The organism is Streptomyces flavidovirens DSM 40150, from assembly GCF_000429085.1.
In the GTDB taxonomy this organism is placed as follows: Bacteria; Actinomycetota; Actinomycetes; order Streptomycetales; family Streptomycetaceae; genus Streptomyces; species Streptomyces flavidovirens.
The window spans coordinates 308,786-335,262 of the sequence record NZ_AUBE01000002.1; the positions used below are offsets into that span (position 1 = coordinate 308,786).

Consider the following 26,477-nt stretch of genomic DNA (forward strand, 5'->3'; position numbering starts at 1 on the left):
ACCATCCCCGGAGGGAAGACCTCGTGACCATGATCGCGACAAGGCCCAACGCCACCGGTTCCCCTGGCTACAGCGAGACGCTGCCGTGTGAGGCGGAATCCGCGAGCCAAGCTCGGCTGCTGGTCAGCGCCGCCCTGCACACGTGGCAGCTCAGCCACCTGATCGATGACGGGCAGCTCATCGTTTCCGAGCTGGTAGCGAACGCTGTGCAGCACAGTCACTGCCACAGCGTGCGCGTCAGCGTGGAACGCCCCGCAGGGGGCCGAGTCCGGGTGGCCGTATCCGACAAGTCTCGGACCAAGCCTGCTGCCGCAACGCCGAACACGGACGAGGAAGCCGGCCGCGGCCTGCTCCTCGTTGACAGCGTGGCGGACAACTGGGGCGTCGACTACCGCGCCTGGGGCAAGGTCGTCTGGGCCGATCTCCGCACCGAGGGGAGCGCTTGATGGCCAGGCACGCCAAGCGGCGGGTGTCCTTCTCCATCGTTCCCCGCGGCCTCGCGCTTCGCGGGTCCGCCGACCGCCGTGAGACCGGCTCCGCATGGGGGCACGCCCTGCCCGAGCGCGGATTCGCCGTGTCAGAGGAGGTGCAGCCGGACACGGACCTCCTCCTGCGGTTTCTCGACGCGATGCGGCGCCAGCAGGTCCAGGACCGGGGCAGCGAGCCGGCGACGCCCATCACGGCCGAGGCCATCCAGCAGACGGCGGACTACGTGCTCAGCAGCCACCTGGACAAGGCTGAGGATGGCGAGCTTAACGCGACCGTACTCACGCTTCAGGGCTACCTCTCCGCCCTCGCACAGGAGGCGGAGGCGCAGTTGGACACGGGCCGCGCCGTCGTCCGCGAGATGGTCAACCGAGCTCGGACCCTTGCCGACGAAGAATGCCAGCCGTCCCGGAAGAGCGCCAGGCACGCGGCCCAGACGGCTCGTGACCTCCTGGCTCTGTTGGCGCGTGAAGGCTGGAAAGCCTCCCCGGCGGACTCGAAGGAGCCGCTCAGTGCCTAGGAAGATGCTCTCCAAGCCAACCGTGACGCCATTCGTCGTTGCCTACGACGACGAACAGGGCGGGCCAGAGAACGACCTGATCATTCACTTCACTCCGGAGCCACGACTCGCGTACAGGGTGCCGCAGCCCGGCGAGCGCGACCGAGGAGGAGTGCTCTGGGCGCGCGTTGAGCGCACTTCCCGCAAGGGAAGGCCGCTCTACAACCTCATGAACGCCGACCGTCAGCGCGAATGCATGTACGACTTGCTCTGCCAGGTGTGCTCAGAGCCCGCGAGCCGCAACGAGGACGGCTGGCTCTTCCTGGACTGGCGCATGCCGCAGGACCCGCCGACGTGGCCGGAAGGTTCGCTCACGAACATGCCCCCGGTGTGCGCGGGGTGCGCGCGGGTGGCGGTCGAGCAGTGCCCGCACTCTGACCGCTTCGTTCCACTGCGCGTCAAGCTGCCTCGGCTCTGGGGCGTGTCCGGGGTCGCCTACCAGTGGACCGGAACCGGATGGCGGACCGACGGCACGATCCCGTGGCTGAAGTACGGAGACGACCGCCTGCGCACCGTGCTGGCCTCCCAGCTCATTCGGGAGCTGCGCAAGGTCACCGTCGTAGACCTCCCCTGAGCCGCCCCTGTTCGGGAGGCGCAGATCTACACCCCACAGAAATGAGGAACAGGAAGCCATGTCGGAGTTCTGGAGCCTGCGCCGCATCCGCACCTACCTGGCCATGCAGAGACTCTTCGAGCCCTATGACGCCGTTGACGCCATGGTCGAGCAAATGGGCGGCGCCGACATGCCGGCCGAGCGCACGTGCCTGCGGATTTCCGCCTTCGGGTTCCGGGCGCAGGCCGAAGGCAAGTCTGGGTTCGCCGCCCTGAAGGTCATCCGCGAGCAGAACCCGGCCGTGGTCCACGCCCTCTACACCTACCTGGCCGTGATGGGCGTGCTCATGGCACTGACCCTCGGCGTCTTCCTGCCGAAGTAACGACGACTTCCGCCACCGGCGGGGACTTCCCGAGGCGCCGGTACCCATCACGGCCGGCAGCCCAACCGATGGCGGGTGCCCGCTCCGTAGTGACGGACGGGCCACCCCGAGCCCAGCCGGGCACGGGCACGACGACAAAAGGAGGTCACGCGATGCGCGCGATCACCGAGACGACCGAGACGGAAAAGCCCGACGTCGTCGAGAGCGACATCGAGATCGCCGAGGAGCCGGGGGAAAACGGCGCCGCCGACGACGAGGGCGACGGCGACACCGCCGAGCCGCTCGGCGCGTACGCGGTGCTCCTCGCGTAACAGCACCGATAGCGCCAACTCCATCAGTCCACCCGAACCGACTCTGAGGAGCTTTCGTGACCACTTCCGCTGAACAGCTCATCCCCGCCCGCCCTTGGGGTGTCGGCCGACTCGCGCCGTACCCGACCACCGTTCGCCGCCCGCACGCCACGGTCACCATCGACCCCGGCACGCAGACCGGCGTGTACCGCGACCGTCTCGGCCAGGTGGTCGAGATGGGTCGGCACGGCACCAGCTCCGGCACCGAGACCTCCACGACCACGAACTCCGACTCCGCGCCCGACCAGGGCCACGACCAGGACAGCCAGCAGGACTGATGAACGCGACCGAGAAGAGGCCGGTCCTGGTGGTCACCGAAGCGGACGACATCACCGCCGACATGGTGATCGCCGAACTGAACCGGCGAGGTGTGCCGGTGGTCAGGTTCAATCCCGCCGACATCGGCGGGGAGCTGACGGTCTCGGCTCGGTTCGGCACCTGCCCGGCCCCTGTGGCCGGGCAGGTCCGTACCCCGTCGAGAACCACCGACCTGTCCCGATTACGGGCGGTGTACTGGCGCCGGCCCGTCTGGCCCGCCTTCCAGCACCTGGGCGACGACGATGCGCGGTTCGCGGCTGCTCAGGTCCGCTACGGGCTGGGAGGCACGCTGTACGCCCTCGACGGTCCGCTGTGGGTCAACCATCCACTCCGCAACGCAGCCGCCGACTACAAGCCCGCTCAGCTCGCCCTCGCTCAGCGCCTCGGTCTTACGGTCCCGCCGACGCTCGTGACCAACGATCCGGTCGAGGCACGCGTGTTCATCACGGCCCACGGACAGGTGATCTACAAGACGCTGCGGTGGACCCCGTACGAGCGAGATGGCGTTCCGGTGACCGGCTGGGCGGAACCGGTCACGGCCGCCGAGATCGACGACAGCGTGCGCGTGACGCCGCACTTGTTCCAGGCCCGCGTGGACAAGGTTGCCGACGTACGGGTGCTGGTGGTCGGCCGGCGGGTGTTCGCCGTACGGATCGACTCCGGCCTGCTGGACTGGCGCAAGGACTACTCCGCCCTTTCCTACACCGTGGTAGACCTGCCCGACCTCGTGGCCAAGGCCCTCCTTGCCTATCTGGACCACTTCCGGCTGGTGTCCGGGAGCTTTGACCTCGCCGTGGACCGGGCGGGTGACTACTGGTGGCTGGAGCTGAATCCGAATGGCCAATGGGGGTGGCTGGAGGAGAACACCGGACTCAAGATGTCCGCCGCATTCGCTGACCTGCTGACACAAGGAGAATCCCCATGACCGATACCGCGCGCGAGCGGCGTGCCCTGGCCGACCGGCTGGAGAAGGCCGGCGTCCTCAAGACACCCCAGTGGCGAGCCGCGGTGGAGGCTGTACCCCGCGAACTCTTCCTGAACCCCGGCGTCTTCCTTCCCGTGGACGGCGGCCGATGGCGGCCGGTCACCGCTGTAGGAGCCGACCCGGCGGAGTGGGCACAGATCGCCTACAGCGACCAGTCCCTGACCACCCAGCTCGACGGACACCTGACCGCCGACCAGACCACGGATCTCGTCGCGGGCTCGCCCACCTCTTCCTCCACCACTCCGGTCACCGTCGTCGACATGATCGAGCACCTCGACGTGGAGGACGGGCACCGCGTCCTGGAGATCGGCACAGGCACCGGATACTCCTCCGCGCTGATGTGCCACCGCCTCGGCGAAGACAACGTCACGACGATCGAGGTGGACACGGCCGTGGCGGCCCGTGCAGATGCCGCGCTGGAAACGGCCGGGTTCTCGACCTGGACGGTGACCGGGGACGGGCTTCTCGGACACCCGCGCCGCGCTCCGTATGACCGAGTGATCGCCACCTGCGCCGTCCGCCGCATCCCCTACACCTGGATCAGGCAGACCAGGCCCGGCGGGACCATCCTGGCCACCGTCGGCGGCGCGTGGTCCTACGGCACCGGCCTCGCGAAGGTCACCGTCGGCGAGGACGGCACCGCCGCGGGCCGGATCATCGGCCGCTCCTCGTTCATGCAGGCACGCTCGCAAGCCGTGGTGCCGGTGACCGGCGACCTGTCCGCCCGCACCGCCTACGCCGACAATGTCCGGGAGGCGAGGGTGGCGCCCTCCATGCTGGAGGAGTGGATGCCCGCCTTCCTCGCCCAGCTCGCTGCCCCCAGCGCACAGTTCGTCCGCGCAACGACGAACGACGGCGCCCAGCTCCTGTACGTCTTCGATCCCGAGCGCGAGTCCTTCGCCGAGTTCACCTCTGACGGCGACAACTGGACCGTCCGGCAGGGTGGCCCCGTGGCCCTATGGGACGACATCGAGCAAGCGCTCACCGCATGGCAGGACGCGGGAAGCCCCGACATCACCGCCGTACAGCTCCACATCACCGCCAAAGCCCACACGTACTGGATCGGCGACACCCCAGCACTGCGCTGGCAGCACCCCCTCGCCTGACCATCGGCGCCGAAGAGGGCCGCTACCCTCCTGAGAGAGCAACCGCCGAGCCATAGGGAAGCGCGATGAACGACGAGCCGCTGTCCAACTGGGCGGAGCGCCGTGACGCGAAGATCGGCCGACTGCGCGCCACGCCGGTCACCAACAGCGAAGGCCCGAAGGGCTCCCACGTGAATCCCGATGCGCCCCGCGCCATCGAGAGGTGGAACGGCCATGCGTGGGAGCTGCACACCATCGCGTCGAACCTCGCAGAAGCACAGCGCATCCTCCACCCGGACACTACGGAAAGCTCCCCCGCTCCGGGGTCGGCACCCAATCCCCTCGGCCCAGGAACCGGCAAGCACCGCAAGCCCCAAGCGCCACGATCCGACCACCACTGACCTTAGAGGGCGGTTCGTGACCTGATATCCGTTTAACCATCAGGCGACGACAGAACCTGCCAAAGACTCACGAACCGCCCTGTCAAGGCCGTTTTCGAGGCACTGCGTTGAGCCTCCCCCAGGGCGTACGGGGGCTCGACAACAACTTCACCGCCTTGTACACCCGCAAGTTGATCGAGGACTACCCACACTGGGCTTCCGCTTTCGAGCTGCACCGCCGCCGCACTGCCTGACCTACCCCCGCCGAGGGCCCGTCCCGAGCTGGACGGTCTCTGCGGTCCGCCGCCTGATACGGCGGCATGAACGGCGCAGTGCGCGGGGAATCTTGAGTCCCACACGCCCGGTGACGCTCTGTGCGTGATCGCGTATGTTTGGTGTTCGTGAGGGCTGCGGACGGCAGCCCGGAAGGCAGGAGGAATGCCCATGCCTCGTATCGCACTCACGGTCGGCTCCCTGGTGGCGGCGGGAATGCTGGTCTTCGCGGTCCCGGGCTCCGCCGTCGCGGCCGATGGAATGCTCATCATCAACGACACCGCGTACGAATGGCCCAGCGGCTGCTACGACTCGGACCGCCGGCCCCTGAGCGTCTCCAACCACACGGACACAGTCGCGTACATGTACTCAGGGTCGGCCTGTAGCGGCGAGGTCACCGAGGTCATCCTTCCCGCGGAGTCGACCGTCTCTGAGTTTGGCAACAGCGTACTCATCGCCTGACGCCTCCGGACGGCCCTGCGCCCATACCTGACCGCCAGTCGGGTCGCGGCCCCACGGGCTGTCGCACCCGGTGGGCGGGGTGATGGGAGGGTCGCACCCGGTGGGACGGCGCTGAGTGCGCCCCTGGCTGCCGGGGCCCGGCACACCTGACAGGGCGGTTCGTGAGTCTTTGGCAGGTCGGAACCGCTGCGGCACGTCAGCATAGGCGTCCGGCCTCAAGTTACGGCGCAGTTGATGCACCGTCAGGCATCTGGCCCAGCGGAACGGATTCAGCACACATGAGGACGGGAAACCCCGTGAACACGTGAGAACTACAGAGGGGTATCTTCCCAGGTCAAGCGTGCCGCACGCTGCATTTGCGCAGGTCACAGCCCTGCCCTGGGAAAACTCCTAAAGCGGGTGTCGCAGGTTCGAATCCTGCCGGGGGCACAGTGCCTGACCAGGCACGGAGCTTCGAACAGCCCCTCGGAGTGATCTCCGAGGGGCTGTTTTCGTGTGTGCGGGGACGTAACGCTAGGCGACATCCTGGTTACGGGGTTTTCTACCGACCCCACGGGGGCGTCGGCGGCCTCCTGCTCGAACTGGGGCATCAGCGAGGTGTAGGTGTCCGTGTGGCTCGCGATCACCGCAACCGGAGAAGTGACCGCTCACCTCGCGGCGGGAAGTACCTCCAAGGTCACCTGGATCAGTCTGGATGGCGCCGCCTGCCGTCTGGACGCACCCGACGAGGTTGACTGAGTCGAGCCCGTCACCGCCCGACAGCGGTCTGGCTGGCCCTCCATTCAGGAGCCTCGGGCGTGTCCTGGAACTCCAGGAGGTGCTGTCCGGCGAGCCGCTGCAGGGCGGCGCGTACGTCTGCCGGTGTGACGTAGAAGAACTCCCGGCGTAGGTTTACCCGGTTGACGCGGCGGGACTCGAACTCCTGGTGCAGGCGGCGTTCCAGGCCGACGGCGTCCTCACTGAAGATCAGGGCGTGTACGTCGAAGCGGAAGGGGACGGACGCGTCCCCGAGTTCGATGACGCGGTCCATGGGATCGAGGCGCCGGGTCATACCGATCTTGACCATGCGTTCGCCGAACGCTCCGACGTTGGAGATAACGTAGACGTATCCGGCCCGGATGTTGGCCTCGCGGGCCTCGACCGTCTCCAGTTCGGCGCCCAACTCGGCGAGTTTTTCTTCAAGTTCGGCGATGGCGGCCTCATCGCCGGTGCCGGAGCGCAGGCGGCGCAGGGCGCCCTCGTAGTGGCTGCGTTCCTTCTCCAGCCGCTGCCGCTCGCGCTCGATCTCACGCTGCAGGCGCTCCTCCTCGCGCTGCTGGGCTCGTAGCTCTCGCTGCTCCTCCCGCTCGGTCTCCTTCCTCACCAGGTAGTCCGCCGTCAGCTCCAACTCCTGGACCCGCAGCTGGTGGTAGTCATCGCCGATGCGGATCTGCATGGTGGCGCCGAGCCGGGCGATCGACTCCCGCGTCTTGCCGAGCCGGTCGATCAGCGAGTCGAGCCGGTGCGGCTTCATGCCGCGCACTGCGTTGTCCGCCTCGGCGTTGTACGCGCGCAGCATCAGCTTGGAGAAGTCACGGACCATCTTGCGGCCCTTGGCAGCTGAGCCGTCCACCATCCAGTACTGGTTCCCGAGCACTGCCCGATCGTCCCTCGCCAACTGCTTGTAGCGGGCCTTGAGACTGTCGAGCCGGTCCTTGTAGGCGAGCGCGTCGGCGAGCGGATGGCGGTACTCGTAAATGCCGGCCTCTTGCAGCATCCGCGTCTCATCGGTGAGCACCAGATGCCGGCGCGCGGCCGTGAGGCGCTGTTCGGCCTCCGCCGTCTGGCGAGCCATGTCGTCGGCTTGGCGGCGCACGTCAACCAGGGACTGCGCGGCGCTCTCGGCGGCGTGCTCTATCTTCTCGTCGAGGAGAGCGTCGATCCGTCCGATCTCTTGGAGCTTCTCCTCATGCGCGCGGCGCAGTCGCTGCTGTTCGGCGGCTATCTGAGCGCTGTCGGCTCCGATGAGACGACTCAATTGCTCCGTCAGGTGACGGTTGTCTTCCTGTAGTCCGCGTACCTGTGTTTCCATCAGCGCCAGCTCGCCCGCCAGACGCGCCGCCTCGGACTCCGCTTGCTTACGGCGCCGGCCGAACAGACCCCCACCTGTGGCCGGGACCGTCGCCTGGGGACCGTAGGGGGACTGCTGAGGAACGGGTGCGCTCGGCTGCGGCACGGCCCCTTCCAGGATCCAGATCTGCCAGCCTGGGGGTGTGGGCCATGCGGGATCCGGTTCCCAGCCCGGTGGCGGGCTCCACCCCTCCGGCGGGGCGGGCCAGGTGGGCGGCGGGTTGAACCGGTAGGTCATGGGGCAACGACTCCTGTCGCGAGGGCGAGAGACGGCCGGCGTAACCCCGATGCCGTCCGGCAGCCAGCGGGCCGAGTCGAACGTACTCGGCCTTGTGGACCTTCGTCCTGCCATCTCCTGTTTTTGGCCCTCCTGGCAGCAGATCCGACGAGGTGGGTGAGCCGCAGGGAGCCGTTAGACTCCGGCCGCTGTCAGGACGGCCCTCCGCCGGCAGCGAAGTGCCCTTCGTCCTCGAGGGACCGGTCCGGCGCCCCCGGGCACGGCCGACCGCCCCTGACGCACCGGGTGACGGTGAAGCGAAGGTGGCCACCCCTCTGTCCGCGGACAAGTTCCTGTCCGTTCTCAAGAACGCACGACTTGGCGTTGTCGAACACGGATCCTGGCGCGCCCACAACCGCGACCAGCACGGCAACTGGGGCCCCGTGAACGTGGTGATGATCCACCACACGGGCGCGTACTCCTCCGCGTCTTGTGCCTCCCCCTGGCCACGCCGCGCGCGCCCGCGACCTGTGGCACGAGGTCGCCCCCCTGCAGTCGGCCCGGAACGGATTCAGCACACATAAGGCCGGGAAACCCTGGGAACCTGCAAGAACCACCGAGACATGTTTCTCCAGGTCAAACGCGGTCATGGCGGAGTTTCCCCAGGTCACGACCTTGATCAGAGAAAACGGGTGTCGCAGGTTCGAATCCTGCCGGGGGCACAGCACTAAGGGCCAGTTCAGAGGGTGAATTTCTCGAACTGGCCCTTCGCTTTGGTTGTGGCCATGTCACGCGCGCCCAGGCGGAGATGCAGACAGCGCGGCGGCGCCGGCCGGATGTCGGCACCACTGCCCCTCCATGCCTACGGTTCGCGCCCCGCGTCGAACGTCCACCCGGAGGCTGCTGCAAAGCCCAAGCTGGAAAGATCCAACACCGTGGCAGATCATCGACGGCTGCCTCGCCGGGACCGGCCTGATCCGTTACGAGATCACGGATTTCAAAGTAGGTGAACTCGGGACTTATCGGCCATCCCTGGTCACCGATCGGCCGCTGCCCGATAACTTTTTGACCGGTGTACATCAGGCCATCTACATTCCGCGCTGGCTTGTTCTTTCGGACCGGCCCCCACCGCTCGTCCCTGGGGGGACCCATGCACTGGTACATCGACGTCCTCAAGAAGTACGCCGCATTCAGCGGGCGCGCCCGCCGCCAGGAATACTGGATGTTCACGCTCATCAGCTTGATCATCTATATCGCGCTGATGGCCATCGACATCAGCCTCCTTGGCACCGGCGTCATCGCCGTGATCTACGAGCTCGCCGTCCTGCTCCCTAGCCTCGCAGTCAGCGTCCGTCGCCTCCACGACACGGGACGCTCCGGCTGGTGGCTGCTCATCGCCCTGGTCCCGCTGGTGGGAGCTATCGTCCTGCTGGTCTTCCTGGCCAGCGACGGCAAGCCGGAGGAGAATGAGCACGGCCCGAACCCGAAGCTGGCCGCTGCGGCTGCCTGACATTCGCCCGCTCACGGTGGCCCCTCAACCCAGGAGGCTGACGGGCCACCGTTGCTGACCGTTCTCATGAGAGTTCCATCAACTGCAGTCCGCGCCAGATCGGGCGGGGAGTCACGGGGAGCCCCGGTGACCGGCAGGGACGGCAGCAGACATCCACCGAAGCCGTCATGCGGCAGGTCACGGCCCAACTGGCCCCACCTCGCTCCTAAAGCGGCTGCCGCAGGTTCGAATCCTGCCGGGGCACAACGCATTGCCGCTCTGACCTGGGGATCCCCCAGGGAGGCGCTCCATTCGGCCTCGGGCTCCTCGTCCGGGGCCATTTGCGTTAGCGGGCAGGGAGTTGATCCCCGCACAACTCCGCATCATCCCGCACGGGCTCCGGGCCTGACTTCTCCGCGCCTCGGGCTCCGGCTCGGATTCTGGGGCGGTGTCCTCGAAGGTGGCGCGTGGGCACGCGGTACGAGCCGGGCTACTGCCGCACCGATGGATCACCCCCGATGGCCGCGAGAAGGCCATCGCAGACCTAGGGGTATTGATCCTCGTCCACTGTCGGTGCTGTGCTCTGGACAACGCACGACTCTTCGGAGGTGCGGCCTGGTTCCGATGACTCCCCCGCACCTTGAGACGACGCTGCTCGAACTCGCCGTGCCGGACTACGTCGTTCGCTTGGATCAGGCGAGGCGGCGCCCGCTGGGGCGCCATGGGCGGCGACGGGGAAGAGACGAGCGAGAGCGTCAGGAGGGCCGTCTCGCGATCACGGACAGAGCCACGCCGACGCAGTGCGCGAGTGGTGACTGACCCGGCGTTGTGGAGGCGTGGGTGGGTGTTTACAGTGGGCCGCTCATTCGCTCGCCGTGTCGTGTATCCGGCGGGTGCGTCTTCATACTCTGGGGAGATTCATGCGCAAGCGCGCAATCTTCGCTGTACTCACCGCTGCCGCCGCACTGGGTGGACTTACCGTCCCCGCGGCGTACGCGGACGAGACCGTCGGTGACATCCAGATCACCGGCGTCGCCGTCAACGGCGGCAAGAACATAGTCGTCGGCACCGCCGACACCACAATCACCGCTTCGGTGACCGCCACCGACCCCTCGGGCATCTGGGACGCCGACTTCTACCTGTGGCGCGGCTCCGATCCCGACAACCCCGACGGTTTCATTACGCCCGACCAGGACACCACTCCGGCCGACTGCGTCGCCGCCGGCTCGACCACCTCGACCTGCTCGAAGACGTTCACCTTCGAGCCCGACTGGTGGCTCACCAACGCCGACGCCGGGACGTGGAAGGTTGGTGTCGAGGTGTGGGCCGAGGACGACAGCCGGGCCATCAGGGACGCCTACACGACCACCCGCGTACAGCGGCACTCCACGCTGACCGTCAACGCGGGGCCTGAGCCGGTGGCCAGCGGGAAGACGCTCACCGTGACCGGCAAGCTGTCCCGCGCGAACTGGGACACCGGCGCTTACGCGGGCTACACCGCCCAGCCGGTCAAGCTTCAGTTCCGCAAGGCCGGCACCAGTACGTACAGCACCGTCAAGACCGTGAACACCTCCAGCACCGGTGGGCTCACGACCACCGTCACCGCGTCCACGGACGGTTACTGGCGTTGGAGCTTCGCCGGTACGACGACCACCCCGGCCGTCTCGGCAGCCGGCGACTACGTCGACGTGCAGTAGGAGTAGGAGTAGGAGTAGGGGACTGGCGGCCCTGCGTCCCGCGTCTTGGCGCCGGGCGCAGGGCGGGCTGTCAGTGGTGGGTGGCAGTCTTGCGTACATGAATGCCGACACATTTGGCGGACGTCCGATCCCGCCCATGAACGCCGACGAACGGACCACACTGGAAGGCTGGCTCGAGTTTCAACGGGCCACGCTCGTCATGAAGTGCGAGGGCTTGGACGACCGGCGGTTACGGGAGGCCTCTGTCGCGCCCTCGTCCATGACGCTGCTCGGGCTTGTCCAGCACATGGCCGAGGTCGAACGCGACTGGTTCCAGCGGGTGGTCGGGGGTCTGGACGTCCCGGTGGTGTACGGCGAGGGCGACGGCACGGGCGGCGATGGGGCCGACAGGGGGTTCGGGCTCGTCGAGGGGCGGGGCATCGACGACGCGCTGCGGGTCTGGCGGGGCGAGATCGCGCGTGGTCGTGAGATCAGTGCCGGGCGGGCACTGACAGAGACGGTGCAGTACCGCGGCCAGGAGATAAGCCTCCGCTGGATCTACGTGCACCTGATCGAGGAATACGCCCGGCACAACGGCCACGCGGACCTCCTGCGGGAGCGCATCGACGGCACGTCGGGGGTCTGAGGCATCGGTTGGGGAGTGGGTGGGTGGGTGAGTTGGCGGCTGGGGTAGTGGCTGGGGGCGGCTGGGGGGGTTACTCGCGGCAGGTCAGTTTCATCTGGGCTGCCGCGTGGTGGGCGCCGACCAAGTCGGCGTCGCCCCAGTCACGGCCCCGGTCGAGCAGTTGTACCGCGAGCCGGCCGTCCCTGACCTCGTAGCTTCCGACCGACACCAGGCTGCCCCGGTGGACGGTCTGGCGTACGGCGAAGGCGGCGTACGCCGACTCTTTGTCGTCGGGGTCGGCGAGCAGCCGGTAGAACGTGGGGTTGCCCGACACGTCGGTGTCCCGGTGGGTCTTGGGTACGTACACGGACAGCGCGCACTCGTCGAAGTTGTCGCCGACCCGCCAGGACCAGGTCGCGGAGTTGTCGCGGTCCTTGTCGGGAGAGCCCGACATGGGGACGGCGGAGAAGCGTCCGTCGCAGGAACCGTCATCCCAGCCGCCGGACTTGACCGTGTACCAGCCCGCGTCGCCGTTCTCGAACCTGCCTGACTCCTCGTAGTGGCCGGAGGAGCAACCGGGTCCCGCCCATGCCGTGTAGGAGGGGTGCGGATGCTGGACGGGCGGCGGCTTCTTGGGGGCCTTCGGTTCCTTCTCCGAGGGGCGGGGCGTGGCGGCCGGGCTGCTCCGGTCCCGGCTCGGGGCCGGCTTCGCCGTGCCCGGCGGCGCGGCCGGAGTGCCGGGCGGTCCGGTCGGGCCGATCCGGGTCGGTACTCCGCGGGCCAGGTCGTCCGCGTTGCCCGCCGGGCCGCCCGACGTACCGCCGTCGCTGTCGCCGTCCGTGTCGGCCAGCAGCGTGGCCGACGTGACGAGCACCGCCAGTGCGACGACAACTGCCGTCACCAGCAGCGCCTTCCGGGCGCGGGAAAGTGTGGACAGCCGGCCCGCCACGGTCTCGCGGGCGACCCAGGAACCGCTCGCCACCCGGCCGTCACCCGCGACTGCCCCGCAGACCGGGCAGCCCATGCCCGGCAGCGCTGCCCTTTGTCCGCCACCGCACCGTTCGCACACCATGAGGACCTTCTCGCGCCCGAGCTTATGAGCCTGTGGAGCCTGTGGAGCTTGCGGAGGCCTGTGGAGGTCCGTGGAGGCCTGTGGAGCTTGTGGATCATCCTCGACAGTCGGCCAGTGGTTTAAGGCACCAACTATGCATGAGGTCACCGGCGCGGGACACGGGTTGCGCGGTATTCAGCCCCGCGCCCCGCACCGCTCCTCAGTCGTCCTCCGGATCGGTTGCCGCATCGCCGCCCACATCCACCCAGTCGTCACCGTCCCGGCCCCGTGGCTGCAGTTCCACCAGGATGCGGTGGGTCCTGTCGTTCGCCGTCGTCCTGCCCGCGTCCGCCGTGACCACCCCGATGCGTAGCCCGCCCTTGCCGCCGGTCTCGCGGCGGACCTGGACCGTGAATTCCAGGCTCACCTTGTCCACCCGGAAGCGCAGCCCACTCTCCCTGCCCCGGCGCTGAGACTCCTCCAGTTCGGCTCGTACCTGGCTGATCACGTCCGCCAGTTCCACACCCTGCGCCGCGTCGTCCATGTTCAAGTTGCTCACATCCCCCCGCTGCAGCCGAGGCCCCATTGTCACCTACCGCGACTATGCTGGTACAGCATGGGGGCATCGATCAGTGAGACCAACTTCCGTACTGATCAAGAGAATTGGCGCGCCCGGCTGCGCATGGGCGACCCGCGCGGCCAGGTGCTCGGGGCCGGTGTGCTGCTCGGCGACGGACTCGTGCTGACCTGCGCCCATGTCATCAGGATCGCCGGGACCGACGACCACCATCCGTTCGTGATCGTCGAGTTCCCCGGCTCCGGCGGCGGCGATCCGGCCGGTCTGCGCGCCACCGTCGTACCGAAGCACTGGGTGCCCCGCGCCGACGACCACAGCGGTGATCTGGCACTCCTCCAGCTCGCCGGGCCGCCACCCGTCACCTCGAACGTCACCCTCCACCGGCAGCCGCCCATCTGGAACCGCCGGGTCCACTTCGCCGGTTACCCCTCGCGCATCAGCGGCGGCAAGTGGGCCGAGGCGCTCATCAAGGGCCACGGCGGACCCGGCGACGAGTGGGTGCAGATCGATCCGGTCACGGAAGCCGACACCCTCATGCGGCGCTTCAGCGGCGCCGGAGTCGTCGACAACCGCACCGGCCGCGTCATCGGAATCGTCGTCAGCAAGCTCGACTCCGAACGCGAGGGCGCGCACTACCGGCACGGTTACATGATCCCGACCGGCACGATCGTCAAGCACCTCGACCTCGTGCGCGAGCGCTTCGTCAGCGGCCGGCCCCCGGTCCCGGCCACCCTCACAGCCGACCCCGCCACCCTCGCCGCCCACCCCGCCACTCTCGCCGCCGGTCCGGCAACCCTCGCCGCCGGTCCCACCGCCCTCGACGGCGGTCCGGCCCCGCTCGACGGCGGTCTCGACGACAGCCCCGACGACAGCCCCGACGACAGTCCCGACCAGGCAGCGGCCCTCACCACCAGCCCCGGCCGCCCCACCCACCCGGGCCTCGCCGACGAAACCCCCCGCCCCACCCCCCGGACCTTCCCCGACCGCGGGTTCGCCCGCTGGCTCACCCGCTGGCTGGCGGGTGAGGAAGACCTGGCCGACGTGGAGATCACGTTCGTACGGGACGAGGACCAGGCCGCCGCCCTCGCGCTGCTCACCACCCTCACCCTCGCCGACCGCGAGCGCTCTCCCCGCACCTCCGTCACGGCCTCCTGCCCCGACGGCGCCGGCACCACCCCCCGCGCGGGCAGCCTCGACCTGGCCGTCGACGTCCGCGACAAGACGCCCGCGCAGATCGCCCAGGAGATCGCCGAGGGCATGGCGCTCGACGGCCCCGGCCTGCTGCCGATGCCCGCGCGCATCGCGGCCGACGCCCTGCCGCTGACCACCGTGGCCCGCGGTGTGGACGACGCCCTGCAGCCGCTGGAGACGGTCGAGCTGCTGCACACGCTTGTACGGCGCGGCGGGCGTCTCCTGCTCGTGTTCCGGCAGCTCGAATCGCCCGCCCTGGACCGTACGTACGAACTCCTCCTCGATCCGACCCGCCCCCAGCGCTGGCTGGAGCGCGTCGGCCGCCGCATCGGCGCTCTCGCCCGTACGGAAGAACTCGCGCGGGAGTTACGCCGGCGAGCGGCCACCTGCGTCAGTCCCCTCCCGCCCGTCCCCCGGTACGCCCCGGACCTGGAGCTCAAGGCGGCCCGCCTCGAAGCCGATCCGCGGCAGGGCACGACCGGCTTCCTCGTCAAGCTGTCGTACGTCGAAAGGACCGCGGAGACCGCCCTCCTGGAGGCGGAGGCCGCCCACCGGGTGCTGACCCGGCAGCTCGCCCGCCACCAGGACCTGCGCGGCCTCCTCGACGGTCACCAGGCGCGCCTCGCCGCCCATGGAATCACCGAGGCGGCTGCGTCCCTGCACCAGGAGGCGCAGCGGCTGCTGACCGGCGGGCCGTGCGAGCTCAGGGTGGCGGAGGCGGCGGTCGACCGGTTCGTACAGGAGGCCCGCAAGGCGCTCGCGACCCGCACGGAGGGGGACAGATGAGACCGTGTCCGCACCCCGGCTGCACCGGACAGGTCACCGAAACCGGGTTCTGCGATCTCACGGGCCTGCCCGTCGACGCCGAGGCGGAGACGGCGGCGGAGGCCGGGACCGGGGCTGGGGCCGGGGCTGGGGCCGGGGCCGGGGCCGGGGCCGGGGCCGGGGCCGGGGCGGCGCAGCGAAGCGCCGCCGGCAGCGCCCAGTTCGTCCTGTCCGACGCGGGCGACCGCCTCATGGACCTCCCCGTCGTCGAGGTCCCCGACCCCGCCCTCCTCGTCGAGCCCGTCGAGGACCGGTCCTCCTCCCACGTCATGCGGTGCGGCAACCCCGACTGCGGGGAGCTCATCGGCGTAGTGACGGCAGAGGGGCGCTGCAGCTGCGGTACGCCGTACGCGCTCCAGCCCCAGCTCTCCCGCGACGACTTACTCGCCGACCAGTACCAGGTCGTCGGGCCCATCGCGCACGGCGGCCTCGGCTGGGTCTATCTCGCCGAGGACGCCCAGCTCTACAACCGGCCGGTCGCCCTCAAGGGCCTGCGCAACCAGCACAGTTCGCTGGCCCGCGAGGTCGCGCTGCGCGAGCGCCGGCACCTCACCGACCTCAACCACAAGGACATCATCCGCGTCATCAACTACGCGACGCACCGCCCCACCGGCACCGACTACATCGTGATGGAGTTCGCCGGCGGCATGGCGCTGCACCAGATCGCGGAGCGGATCGCGCGCGACGAGGAGCCGTTCGCGGGGCCGCGCGTGCACGAGTTCATCGTCAGTTACGGGATCCGGATCCTCGACGCGCTCGGTTATCTGCACACGCACGAGCGCAAGGTGTACGGCGACATGAAGCCGGACAACGTCATGCACTGCGGCGACGGCATCAAGATCATCGATGTGGGCGGGGTGCGAGAGTTCGGCGCGCCCGGACCGTACACCGACGATTACAAGGGCCCTGAGGTCGAGCAGGACGGCCGGGCGTACCCCCAGTCCGACCTCTACAGCGTCGGCATGACCCTGCGCGAGCTCGCCGACTCCGCGCACCACCCGGCCCCCGGCCTCGGCGCCGAGTCGCTGCACCGCGCGCTCGCCCGCGCCACGGACGACGAGCCGCGCAAACGGTTCGCCACGGCCGCCGAGATGTCGCTCCAGTTGCGCGGTGTCATCCGCGAACTGCGTTCCCTGCGGCTCGGTACGGAGACCTTCGAGCCGTCCCGTCTCTTCGACCCGGCGTCGGCCGCGCTCGACGGCGGTCTCGGCCAGGCCCCCGCCCTCGACACCTGGGCGTACGGCACCCACCGCCTCCCCCTCAACGCCGCCCGGCCGTCTCCCCACGAGGTCGCGGCGGGCCTTCCCGTGCCGAAGGCCGACCCCGACGACCCCCACGCGGCCTCCCTGGCCCGCATCTCGTACGACGCACCGGGCCTGCTGCAACTGCTTGCGGACTGGAAGCCGTCGCCGGAGCTGCACCTCCTGCGCTGCCGCCTGCACCTGGGCCTGGCCCGCCGGGAGTTCGCCCGCCGTACCGGGGGACGCGTCCACCACCACAAGCGGGCTCGCGCCGAACTCGCCCTCGCCACCGACCTGGTGGGCACCATGGCTCCGCACGACTGGCGCCTGCGCTGGCACACCGGGCTGCTGCACCTCGACGACGACCGGATCGCCGACGCCCGCGAGGAGTTCGACCTCGTCTACGACTCGCTCCCCGGCGAGTACGCCCCGAAGCTCGCCCTCGGCTACTGCCACGAACGGCTCGGCGCACCGGACCGCGCCAGGGACTACTACGAGGCGGTGTGGCTGCGCAACCACTCCCTGGGCAGCGCGGCCTTCGGGCTGGCGCGGATCCATCTCGCGCGGGAGGAGCGGGACAAGGCCCTGGATATCCTGGAGCAGGTGCCCAAGGACTCCCGGCACCGCACCGCCGCGCGGACCGCGATCGTACGGATCCTGGCGGGCCGGCGGCCCCCGGACGGCTCACCGCCACCCCTGGAGTCCCTCGTCACCGCGCTCGCCCGCGTCACGCAACTGCGGGAGGAGGAGGGGCTGACCGACCGGCACGCGGTGCTGCGGCTGGAGACGCACATCAGGGAGGTCGTCCTCGACTGGGTCCTCGGGCCGCCCGGCGGCCCGGACGCCGGCGCCAGTGCGCGGCGGCTGGAGCGACTGCGCGAACGCGTCCAGGACCAGGAACTCAGCGAGGACAGACTGCGCGGACGCCTGGAGGAGGCGTACCGGAGCCTCTCCCAGCAGGCCGGCGACGTGCGGGCGCACGCGCTGCTCGACCTGGCCAACGGGATTCGGCCACTGCGCTGGACACACAAGGAGCACGCATGGCTCAGGACGGCACAGCAGATCCGCAGGACGAGAGAAACGCGGAAGGCGCCCCAGGAGCGTCAGCGGCGGGAACCGTCTCCCTCGAAGTGAGCCAGCAGCCCTACGTCTCGGCGGACCGCGGGGCTGAGGGCGGGACGCGCATGTGCGCGGTGGTGACCGTGACGGTGGACCCGGGCGCCGGACAGGACGGGGCGCCGCTCCCGTCGTCCCCGGCCAGGGCCGAGGTGCTGCTGCTCGACTGCTCCGCCTCCATGGGCTACCCGCGCGAGAAGCTGTGGGCCGCCCAGGACGCGGCGGCGGAGGCGGTACGCGCGCTGCCCGACGGCACGTACTTCGCGATCGTCGCCGGACGCCACACCGCGGAGCCGGTCTACCCGAAGGGCCTCCGCCAGTCGGCGGCTCTCGTACGTGCCGACGCCACCACCCGCATGGAGGCCCAGGACGCCATCGAACGCCTGGTGCCGGGCGGTGGCACGGCGATCGGCACCTGGCTCGCGCTCGCCCGTGAGCTCTTCGGGCGCCGCCCCGGACCCGCCATCCGGCATGCGCTGCTGCTCAGCGACGGCCGTAACGAACACGAGCGACCGGACGCGCTTGCCGCCGAACTCACGGCCTGCGCAGGGCTGTTCACCTGTGACGCGATCGGGATCGGCGAGGACTGGGACCCCGACGAGCTCCAGCTCGTCGCCGACAGCCTCGACGGCAGGGCCGACGCCGTACGCGACCTCGACGCGCTGCCCGGCGAGTTCCGCTCCGTCACCGCCGAGTCGGCGGGCCGGTACCTCACCGGCCTGCGGCTGCGCCTCACCCACCGACCGGGCAGCATCCCGCTGACCGTCCAGCAGGTCCACCCCACGCGCCGCGACCTGCTGCCCGAGCGCGTGACGGCGGGCGAGCGGTGCCTGGAGTTCCGTACGCCGCCGTGGGGTGACGAGACCCGCGAGTACCTGGTGTGCGTCGCCGCTTCCCGTACGCCGCAGGAGCCCGTCGACCGGGCGCTGTGGCTGGCCGACCTGAAGGTGGTGCGGGAGCCGTCGCACGACGGGGCCGCGCCGCCGCCGCGGCTTCCGCCGGCCCGCCCGCTGCTGGTCCACTGGACCCGCCACCGCGACCTCTACAGCGCGTACGACCCCAAGGTGGCGCACTACGCTCACCACGACGCCCTGGTCCGCGGCCTCGAAGAGGGCCGCGCCGCCCAGCGCGCCGGTGACGAGCCGCGCGCCCGCGCCGCCTGGGGGGAGGCCGTGCGCCGGGCTCACGCGATGGGCAATGAGCCCATGCTGCAACGCCTCGGCGACGTCGTACGGATCATCGACGCGGCGGCCGGTGAGGTGGAGATACGCCGGGACATCCGGCCACTCGACATCAAGTCGGCGATGGTGCTGCGCGCCCACAGCACGATGCTGCCGCAGCGGCGCAGGCCCCGGCGCGAGCCCCAGGACGCGGAGCCGCAGGCCCCCGAGCAACAGCACCCCCCGCAACAGCACCCCCAGCAACAGGACCCCGAACCGCAGGACCGCGAGTCATGAGACACCTGCCGCGCCAGTTCTGGCGTTCCGCCAGCGGAGCCGACGGCGTCAGCACCGTCGGGTACCTGCGCCGTCAGCTCGTATGGCTGGTCGCGCTGACCGTCGTCGGCGGGGGCGCGCTCTTCGGCGCGTACGACGAAGTCCACAGCGACTCGGTGGCGATCCGCGACCGCACCGGCCCCGCCGTCGTCGAACTGGCCAAGGCCCGCGCCTCCCTCCTGAAGGCCCACATGACCGCCGACGACCACCTGGATTACCGGACCGAGAAGCACAAGCACCAATGGCCGGACATCCTGCCGCGCGGCGAGGAGTACCGGACCCAGGTCGCCGAGGCGAAGAGCAGCCTCGCGCGGGCCGCCGCCACCGGCGCCCTGAACCGCGAGGACCAGCAGACGCTGCGTATCGCGTCCGGGATCGTCGACAGCTACGTCCTGCGCATCGACGGGGCGCTGGCCCAATCGAACCGGCCGAAGCTGAGCAGCGCCAACCTCGCGTACGCGCGCGGGATGATGTACGCCCAGGAGACCGGCATCCTCGCCCGGATCGCCGCACTGCAGGCCCGGCAGAGCGCCGCGCTGGACCACCAGGAGGACTGGGGCGTCGCGCCTCTCCTGGCCTGGCCGGTGGCGGTCGCGGCCTGTGTGCTGCTCGGCGTACGGCTGGTGGGCACCCAGGTGTTCCTGCGGCAGCGCTTCCGGCTGCGGCTGAGCATCCCCCTGGCGGCGGTGACGCTGCTGCTGGCGGCCGTTCCCGTGCTCGCTTTCGGAACGTGGCAGGCGCACGCGAGCCAGACCCGGATGCAGGAGGCGGCCGGCCCACTGACGCCGACCGGTTCCGCCGACGCGCAGGTGAAGGCCATCACCGACGCCGAGTCCGGCATGGAGAAGGCCGTGGGCGAGGGGAACACCGAGGTCTGGGCCCGCGGCACGGTGTTCATTCCGCTCGCGGCCGTGCTGATGGCGGGGGTCATCCTGTGGACGCTTCAATCGCTGCTCGACGAGTACGCCGTTGCCCGGCGCCGCACGGGAGGCCACCGGTGAACCGCCCGCGCCGCGCCCGCCGCCGCGCCACCCGGCTGCTGCTGACCCTCGGCCTTCTCGCGGGGCTCGCGCTCACCTCGGCCGCCTGCGCCGAGGAGCCGCCTCCGGTCGTGAGCGTGCTCGGTCCGTGGACCGGCGACGAGGAGGAGAGCTTCGAGAAGGTGCTCGACGAGTTCACGCTGAAGTCCGGGATCACGTACGACTACCAGGGAACGACGTCCCTGAGGGAGACGCTGCTCGCCCAGGTGCAGGCCGGATCGCCGCCCGACATCGCCATACTGAACAGCCTCGGAGAGCTCACGGAATACGCGCACCAGGGTGTGCTCGTACCGCTTCCCGAGCAGGTCCGCGAGCGTTCCCCGCAACCATGGGCTCCCGAACTGACCGTACGCGGCCGCAAGAACACGTACTGGACCCCCGTCAAGGTCGACCTCAAGAGCGTGGTGTGGCACTATCCGGGCCGCTCGGCCCAACGGGGCGACTGGTGCGTCGGCATGGGTTCCGGGGCGACGTCGGGGTGGCCCGGCAGTGACTGGATCGAGGACATCCTGCTCCAGAAGTCAGGCCCGGCGGTCTACGAACAGTGGGCGACCGGCGAACTGCCATGGGGCAGCCCGGAGGTCCGCGAGGCCTGGGAGACATGGGGCCGGCTGCTCGGCGGCGGGTCGCAGGCCGACGCCGCTCTCAGCAACGACTTCGACGGCAACGACCACAAGGGGCTGCTGAAACGGTCCGGTGACGGATGCCGGCGCGAGCACCAGGGCAGCTTCATCCGGCGGCTGTACGGCAAGGACATCGCGTACGTCCCGACGTCGAAGGCAGTCGCCGGGCTCCGCAACGAGCGCGGCGCGTACGAGGTGGCGGGCGACATGGCGGCGCTGTTCCGCGGCACGGAGGGCGCGCGGGCGCTCCTCACCTTCCTCACCGGGGACCAGGCGCGCGCCACCTGGGCGAAGGCGGTGCCCGAGCGCAACCGGCCGTTCTTCCCCATCTCCGCCGGCTCGTACGGCGACGCCTGGGCGAACCGGGCGGTCAACGAGACGCTGACAGGCGCGAGGCGGCTGTGCGCGGACGCGTCGGACGCGATGCCGCCGGGGATACGGGACGCCTTCCACCGCGCGGTACTGGAGTTCCTCGCCGCGCCGGCGGACAAGAAGCTGCTGTCCGGCCTGCTCCAGCAGCTCGACGACGAGACGCTCCGGCACCGGGAACTGCTCACACCGCGCGTCCCGTCGGTGTGCGCGGCGCCGCCGGGCGGGGGGCTTTACGGGGCGGTCCAGTAGCGGGCGGGCGGCGCCCGGTGGCGCCATAGCCCCGGTCGCGGGCCTAAGTCCAGGCCTCCACCGTGCTGCGCACCGCCGCCACCGCGCGGCCCGCGCTCGCCGCGTCGGAGCGAACCGAGTGGCTGAACTCCACGTGCAGGAACGGCACCTCCAGGTCGGCGGCGTCCCGCCCCTGCTTGTTCGTCCGGCCTTCGAGCACGCACTTGCGCGCCCACGCCCGGCACACCGTGAAGTCCCGGCCGCCCAGTGCCCGCGCCAGGCGGCGGCCGCTCTCGCGCGCTTCGGTGCTCGTGCCCAGGCCCGTGGAGACGATCACGTCGTAGTCCGGCTCGGTGCTGTCCGCGAAGCCGTGCAGCTGCACGCCCGGCAGCCGGCGTTCCGCGAGTTCGTCGCAGACCGCGTGGAAGACGGTGTCGCGCCGGTGCGCGACATCGGACGCGTCACCCCGGCCCGCCTTCCGGTGCGCCCCCGCGACCACCAGTACGCCGCCGGACTGCCCGGTCAGTACGGCGGACCCGAGCCGCTCGCTGCCCATGTCGGCCACGGGATGCGGAACCTGCACCGACCAGCGGACGGGTGCGCCGAGTGCGACGTACACGCGGCCCCAGCCGCGACGGGACTCCCCCGCCGCGTCGGCGATCTCGGCGTACCGCCGGCCGGTGGCGCGGTCCGTCAGCGTACGGATCTGGTAGTCGACCTCGGCGAGCCTGCGGCCGGCGTCGGCGCTCCGCCCGTCGACGAGGAGCCCGACGCCCTCGGCCACGGTGCGCCGCTCCGCACGGGTCGGCGGGCGGTAACCGGAATCCGCGACGACGTCGGTGGCGAAGTCGTTGACGCGACGCTCCAGATCGATTCCCTGCTGGGCGTTACGGGAGCCATCAGGCGATCTGTCCCTTGAGTGTGAAATGCCCTTTTCCGAGGAATTATTCATGGTGACATAGGCCACAGTCGCAGCCGTGACCAGCAGAGTTACCAAAATGGTGAGCTTCATGGCCGGGATCCGTGTCATAGAGCGGCGAAAATACCATCGTGACGAGACATCCCTACTTGCCCGGCATAACCCGCGCTGTCGCCCTATGCCTTCTGGCGGCGACAGCCACAGGGTGCGGCCTCCTGGACACGGACGACGCCGCCGGGGCGGCGGGTGCTCCGACGTTCACCGTCGCGGCGGCAGGCGACATCCTGATCCACCCGCAGCTCACGGACCAGGCGCGCAAGGACGCCAAGGAGGCGGGCGGGAAGGGAATCGACTTCGACCCGACCATGGCCGGGGTGAAGCCCGTCATCAGCAAAGCCGACCTGGGGATCTGCCACTTCGAGCCGGTCGTGAGCGGGCCGCAGGGACCGTTCCAGAGCTACCCGGACTTCCTCGTACCGCCGCAGATCACCACGGCGATCAAGAACACGGGTTACGACACCTGCTCGACCGCGTCGAACCACACGCTCGACCACGGGCCCGCCGGCGTGAAGCGCACACTCGACGCCCTCGACGCGGCCGGCGTCAAGCACACCGGCTCCGCGCGCAGCCGCGAGGAGAGCGAGAAGCCGCTCATCCTCGACGTGAAGGGCGTCAAGGTGGCCCAACTCTCGTACGCGTTCGGCTTCAACGGCCGTGAAGTGCCCGCCGACAAGCCGTGGCTCGCCAACGAGAACTCGTTCAAGAGCATCGCGGCAGCGGAGAAGACGGCCCGCCAGGCCGGAGCCGAGGTGGTGATCCTCAGCATCCACTGGGGCCGCGAGCACCACCCGGACCCCAGCGCACCGCAGCTCAAGCTGGCCCGCAGGCTCGCCGAGGAGACCGGCATCAACCTGGTCATCGGACACCACGCGCACGTGGTGCAGCCGATGGAGAAGGTCGACGGCACCTGGTTCGCCTACGGCCTCGGCAACCAGCTGGCCCGCCACGACGTGCCGAGCGGCCTCACCGAGGAAGGCGCCATCGGCTGGTTCGAGTTCCGCAAGAAGGACGGCGGATGGGATGTGCAGGCACGCTTCGTGCCGACGCTCGTCACCATCCCGCCGGACCCCGAGGAATCGGCCGACGCGGCCGCGCCGGGCGCCGGGGCGGACAGCGGCGGCGAGACGCCCGGCGTGAAGGACCACCGTCTGGTGAACGTCGCCGAGGCGCTGCGCGACAACAAGGACCTGTCGGACCAGGAGCGCGCCCGCTACCGGCTCGCCTTCGAGCGCACGCAGGGAACCATGTTCAACCGGGGAGCCTCGAAGGACGGCCTGAAGCCACTCCAGGGGCTGCCCGGCTGACAGGACCGTAACCCGGACGTAACGCGCGTCACACCGGGCCGATTTCGTACAACCATCCCCGTGCCCTCGTGAGTCATGACGCCCGGGGGCGCCCGCGCGGCGTCACACCCACGCAGCTCACGCTGCCCGCGCGCCGCACCCAGCTCACCCGTCTACCCGCAGTTACCCAGAATCTGAAGGTGAACACTCATGGCCGCTTCGCCCGCGGCGCGGCGGCGCAAGGTCCGTCGCCGGGCCGACATGTCGCTCCTGGGAGGCATACGCCCGCCCATCGCGGCCCTGTCGGCCCTGCTGCTCACCTTGGCGGGCATCACCGCCCTGGGCCTCGGAAAAGCCGACCAGGACCTCGTACCGAAGGCCGTGTTGACCTCCCAGCAGCACTTCGCCGAGGACGGCGCTGTCGCGCTGCGCGCCTCCATCGACGAGAGCGTCACCGACCTCAACCGGACCGCGGGTCTCTTCAGCGCCTCGGAGCCGGTCTCGCCCGACGCCGTACTCGACAAGATCGGCAGCGTCTACCAGAAGTGGACGGGCACGGCCGTACTGGAGATCAAGTCCGGCAAGCTGCTCGCCGCCCGCGGCGAGAACGTGCCGGTGACCGCGGTCGACACCAGCAAGCTGCGTGAGAAGGACGGGCTCAGCCCCCGCATGGTGCGGCTGCAGAACGGCGAGACCCGGCTGCTCTCCTTCGCCCTGCTTTCCTGGGAGGGCCGCCCCCAGCAACTGCTGATCGCGTCCAACAGCCTGCGCTTCCCCGGCATCGCGCTGGGCCAGTTCCGCGCCATCGCGGTCGTCGACACCGAGGGCCGCGTCCTCAGCAGCGACGGCATCCCCGAGCCGGAGCAGGTACTGACCGACCTGCAGCGCGACGGCGTCAAGCGGTCCAACAAGCAGCTGAAGTCCTTCGCGAAGATTGCCGCCCACAAGGCGGCGCAGCACCCGCTCAAGTCCAAGGAGCCCGGTTCCGGCGGCTTCCTCGGCGTGAGCGGCAGCCTGTACGGCACCGAGTTCCAGGGCGACCGCGCCGTCGCCGGATACGCGACCCTCGTCGGCCCCGAGCCCGGTGAGAGCACCGTCGCCACCAGCCTCGTGCCTGACCGTGGTCGCCATGGTCGAGGTGGCCGAGGACCCGACCCGTTCCGCCGGACCGCTCTTCGGCCTGCTCGCCGCCGGCGCGCTGCTCGTCATCGGCGCCCTGGCGGTCGCTCTGCTCCTCGGTACGGTCCAGCGTCCGCTGATCCGGCTCTTCCTGGAAAGCAGGCGGCTCACGCGCGGCGACGTGACCCGCCCGGTGAACGTTCCGTCGCACGGTGAGGCGGCCCGGATCGGACACGCCCTGGAGCGGGTACGCCGCCAGCTCCTCGGCGAGTCCGCGCAGAGCACCGCGACCGAGGGCCGGCGCAGGGCGGGCCGGTTCGGCAGCCGCGGACTGATCGCCGTCTGCGCGGTACTGCTGCTCGCCTGGTCCGCTCCGATGCTGCTGCTGCTCAACCGCGCCGACTCCACCGTCGTCGTACCCGAGCAGATGGTCAACGACCAGCGCGAGCGCACCGAAACCCTCACCGACCGGGTCCGGCGCGCGCTCAACGAAGGCCACGCGGACCTCGTGTCGGTGGCGGCCCTCATCGGCGACCGCACGTCGCCCGACGACATGCGGAAGGTCTTGGAGCGCACCCGCACCGAGCATCTTCGTTACGAGTCGCTGTACGTCATGTCGGCCGACGGCAAGGTCATCACCAGCGCCGGCGAGACGCCGCGCCAGGAGGCCGGCAAGCTGCCTGCCGAAAAGCTGCTCGGCCTCGTCAACGACTCGGGCAAGGAGCCGGTCATCGCCGGTCAGGCCGAGATCCCCGGCCGTGACGGAGCGCGCCTGGTCGGCGAGTTCCGTATCGACTTCATCAACTCGCTGCTCAAGCGGCCCGGCCTCGGCCAGGTCCGGGTGGTCGACGACAAGCGGCAGATCATCGCGGGCAACACCGGCTACCGCGCCTTCGAGAAGCTCACCGACGAACGGCTCGACTCGTTCGTCGCGGGCAGCAACCAGAAGGTCGGTCTGAGCGCCCGCGCCGGCGGTGTCCTCTACCGCGACAGCGGGGACGGCGTACAGCTCGCCGCCGCCGCGCCGTTCGTCGGCGGGGGCGCCGCCAAGTCCCTCGGCTGGACCGTCGTGAGCTGGCAGCCCGCCTCCGGTCTCGCCATCCCCGAGTACAGCCTCCAGAACCGCACGGTCCTGGCCGGTCTGCTCGGCATCACCGCGGCCGCCGCCTGCCTGGGGTGGCTGCACATCGTGGTCGTACGACCGCTGCGGGAACTCGCCCGCCAGGCCGAGGCGCTCGCCGACGGGGACCGCCGCACCGTGCTCTACCCGCGCCACCACGACGAAGTGGGCGCGGTCATCCGCAGCCTGGAACTCCTGCGCCAGCAGCTCCAGGAACAGCGCAAGCGGGACGGCGCACCAGCCGCCGCCACCGCCGGAAGGAACTGA

General features: G+C 70.1%; 23 protein-coding genes and 1 pseudogene. 20 read left to right on the plus strand and 4 right to left on the minus strand.

Features of this window, described 5'->3' with window-relative positions; translation table 11 throughout:
- Positions 1 to 29 precede the first annotated feature (29 nt).
- The 10 genes from G412_RS0104135 (at position 30) to G412_RS0104185 (ending at position 5,833) form a co-directional block, all read left to right on the plus strand.
- Entirely contained in the window at positions 30 to 446 is a 417-nt protein-coding gene (locus G412_RS0104135) for an ATP-binding protein (protein ID WP_037647750.1), read from the plus strand.
- A complete protein-coding gene (locus tag G412_RS0104140) occupies positions 446 to 1,006 on the plus strand; it encodes a DUF6415 family natural product biosynthesis protein (protein ID WP_028810954.1) in 561 nt (186 codons plus the stop codon). The genes G412_RS0104135 and G412_RS0104140 overlap by 1 nt, the downstream gene beginning before the upstream one ends.
- The gene (locus tag G412_RS0104145; protein WP_157839054.1) at positions 999 to 1,619 is read left to right on the plus strand and encodes a hypothetical protein; all 621 of its coding nucleotides are present in this window, start codon (positions 999 to 1,001) and stop codon (positions 1,617 to 1,619) included. The genes G412_RS0104140 and G412_RS0104145 overlap by 8 nt, the downstream gene beginning before the upstream one ends.
- 58 nt (positions 1,620 to 1,677) lie before the next feature.
- A complete protein-coding gene (locus G412_RS0104150; RefSeq protein ID WP_028810956.1) occupies positions 1,678 to 1,980 on the plus strand; it encodes a hypothetical protein in 303 nt (100 codons plus the stop codon).
- 152 nt (positions 1,981 to 2,132) lie between these two features.
- Complete coding sequence (locus G412_RS39555) at positions 2,133 to 2,291, plus strand: hypothetical protein (protein ID WP_157839055.1); 159 nt, start codon at positions 2,133 to 2,135, stop codon at positions 2,289 to 2,291.
- Positions 2,292 to 2,347: 56 nt separating this feature from the next.
- Positions 2,348 to 2,608, plus strand: a complete 261-nt coding sequence (gene tgmA, locus G412_RS0104160) for a putative ATP-grasp-modified RiPP (RefSeq protein ID WP_028810957.1) — start codon at positions 2,348 to 2,350, stop codon at positions 2,606 to 2,608.
- Positions 2,608 to 3,573, plus strand: a complete 966-nt coding sequence (gene tgmB / locus G412_RS0104165) for an ATP-grasp ribosomal peptide maturase (RefSeq protein WP_028810958.1) — start codon at positions 2,608 to 2,610, stop codon at positions 3,571 to 3,573. The genes tgmA and tgmB overlap by 1 nt, the downstream gene beginning before the upstream one ends.
- Entirely contained in the window at positions 3,570 to 4,739 is a 1,170-nt protein-coding gene (tgmC, locus tag G412_RS0104170; RefSeq protein ID WP_028810959.1) for an ATP-grasp peptide maturase system methyltransferase, read from the plus strand. Before tgmB ends, tgmC begins: the two co-directional genes overlap by 4 nt.
- Positions 4,740 to 4,804: 65 nt before the next feature.
- Entirely contained in the window at positions 4,805 to 5,119 is a 315-nt protein-coding gene (locus G412_RS0104175) for a DUF6087 family protein (RefSeq protein WP_028810960.1), read from the plus strand.
- A gap of 423 nt (positions 5,120 to 5,542) precedes the next feature.
- A complete protein-coding gene (locus tag G412_RS0104185) occupies positions 5,543 to 5,833 on the plus strand; it encodes a hypothetical protein (RefSeq protein WP_028810961.1) in 291 nt (96 codons plus the stop codon).
- Positions 5,834 to 6,581: 748 nt separating this feature from the next.
- Here G412_RS0104185 and G412_RS0104195 read toward each other — a convergent pair.
- Positions 6,582 to 7,850 (minus strand): SNIPE associated domain-containing protein, encoded by a 1,269-nt coding sequence (locus G412_RS0104195; RefSeq protein ID WP_028810962.1) that lies wholly within the window; start codon positions 7,848 to 7,850, stop codon positions 6,582 to 6,584.
- 1,459 nt (positions 7,851 to 9,309) lie between these two features.
- Here G412_RS0104195 and G412_RS0104200 point away from each other — a divergent pair.
- From G412_RS0104200 to G412_RS33245, 3 genes are all read left to right on the plus strand, one after another.
- Positions 9,310 to 9,669 carry a DUF805 domain-containing protein gene (locus G412_RS0104200; protein WP_028810963.1) on the plus strand — a complete coding sequence of 120 codons (360 nt, stop codon included), beginning with the start codon at positions 9,310 to 9,312 and terminating at the stop codon, positions 9,667 to 9,669.
- A gap of 899 nt (positions 9,670 to 10,568) precedes the next feature.
- Positions 10,569 to 11,345, plus strand: coding sequence for a DUF5707 domain-containing protein (locus tag G412_RS0104205; RefSeq protein ID WP_028810964.1), 777 nt, complete (start codon positions 10,569 to 10,571; stop codon positions 11,343 to 11,345).
- 136 nt (positions 11,346 to 11,481) lie between these two features.
- The gene (locus G412_RS33245) at positions 11,482 to 11,970 is read left to right on the plus strand and encodes a DinB family protein (RefSeq protein WP_244282844.1); all 489 of its coding nucleotides are present in this window, start codon (positions 11,482 to 11,484) and stop codon (positions 11,968 to 11,970) included.
- Positions 11,971 to 12,040: 70 nt separating this feature from the next.
- On the opposite strand, the gene G412_RS0104220 is transcribed toward G412_RS33245, so the two are convergent.
- Positions 12,041 to 13,021 (minus strand): hypothetical protein, encoded by a 981-nt coding sequence (locus tag G412_RS0104220; RefSeq protein ID WP_028810965.1) that lies wholly within the window; start codon positions 13,019 to 13,021, stop codon positions 12,041 to 12,043.
- 199 nt (positions 13,022 to 13,220) lie between these two features.
- The gene (locus G412_RS0104225) at positions 13,221 to 13,559 is read right to left on the minus strand and encodes a trypco2 family protein (RefSeq protein WP_244282845.1); all 339 of its coding nucleotides are present in this window, start codon (positions 13,557 to 13,559) and stop codon (positions 13,221 to 13,223) included.
- Positions 13,560 to 13,616: 57 nt separating this feature from the next.
- On the opposite strand from G412_RS0104225, the gene G412_RS0104230 reads away from it, so the two are divergent.
- The 5 genes from G412_RS0104230 to G412_RS40710 are packed head-to-tail and all read left to right on the plus strand — an operon-like array spanning position 13,617 to position 21,730.
- Positions 13,617 to 15,554 carry a S1 family peptidase gene (locus G412_RS0104230; RefSeq protein ID WP_078606781.1) on the plus strand — a complete coding sequence of 646 codons (1,938 nt, stop codon included), beginning with the start codon at positions 13,617 to 13,619 and terminating at the stop codon, positions 15,552 to 15,554.
- Complete coding sequence (locus G412_RS33250) at positions 15,551 to 17,968, plus strand: tetratricopeptide repeat protein (RefSeq protein WP_051338119.1); 2,418 nt, start codon at positions 15,551 to 15,553, stop codon at positions 17,966 to 17,968. Before G412_RS0104230 ends, G412_RS33250 begins: the two co-directional genes overlap by 4 nt.
- Positions 17,965 to 19,407, plus strand: a complete 1,443-nt coding sequence (locus G412_RS33255) for a VWA domain-containing protein (RefSeq protein WP_051338120.1) — start codon at positions 17,965 to 17,967, stop codon at positions 19,405 to 19,407. Before G412_RS33250 ends, G412_RS33255 begins: the two co-directional genes overlap by 4 nt.
- Complete coding sequence (locus tag G412_RS40705; RefSeq protein ID WP_028810968.1) at positions 19,404 to 20,447, plus strand: hypothetical protein; 1,044 nt, start codon at positions 19,404 to 19,406, stop codon at positions 20,445 to 20,447. The genes G412_RS33255 and G412_RS40705 overlap by 4 nt, the downstream gene beginning before the upstream one ends.
- Positions 20,444 to 21,730, plus strand: a complete 1,287-nt coding sequence (locus G412_RS40710; protein WP_244282846.1) for an extracellular solute-binding protein — start codon at positions 20,444 to 20,446, stop codon at positions 21,728 to 21,730. Before G412_RS40705 ends, G412_RS40710 begins: the two co-directional genes overlap by 4 nt.
- 43 nt (positions 21,731 to 21,773) lie before the next feature.
- On the opposite strand, the gene G412_RS33265 is transcribed toward G412_RS40710, so the two are convergent.
- Positions 21,774 to 22,721 carry a hypothetical protein gene (locus G412_RS33265; RefSeq protein WP_157839056.1) on the minus strand — a complete coding sequence of 316 codons (948 nt, stop codon included), beginning with the start codon at positions 22,719 to 22,721 and terminating at the stop codon, positions 21,774 to 21,776.
- Between the two features lie 38 nt (positions 22,722 to 22,759).
- On the opposite strand from G412_RS33265, the gene G412_RS0104260 reads away from it, so the two are divergent.
- Both G412_RS0104260 and G412_RS41690 read left to right on the plus strand, forming a co-directional pair.
- Positions 22,760 to 23,992, plus strand: coding sequence for a CapA family protein (locus G412_RS0104260; protein ID WP_425274443.1), 1,233 nt, complete (start codon positions 22,760 to 22,762; stop codon positions 23,990 to 23,992).
- A 240-nt stretch (positions 23,993 to 24,232) separates the two neighbouring features.
- A pseudogene (locus tag G412_RS41690) lies at positions 24,233 to 26,477 on the plus strand (cache domain-containing protein).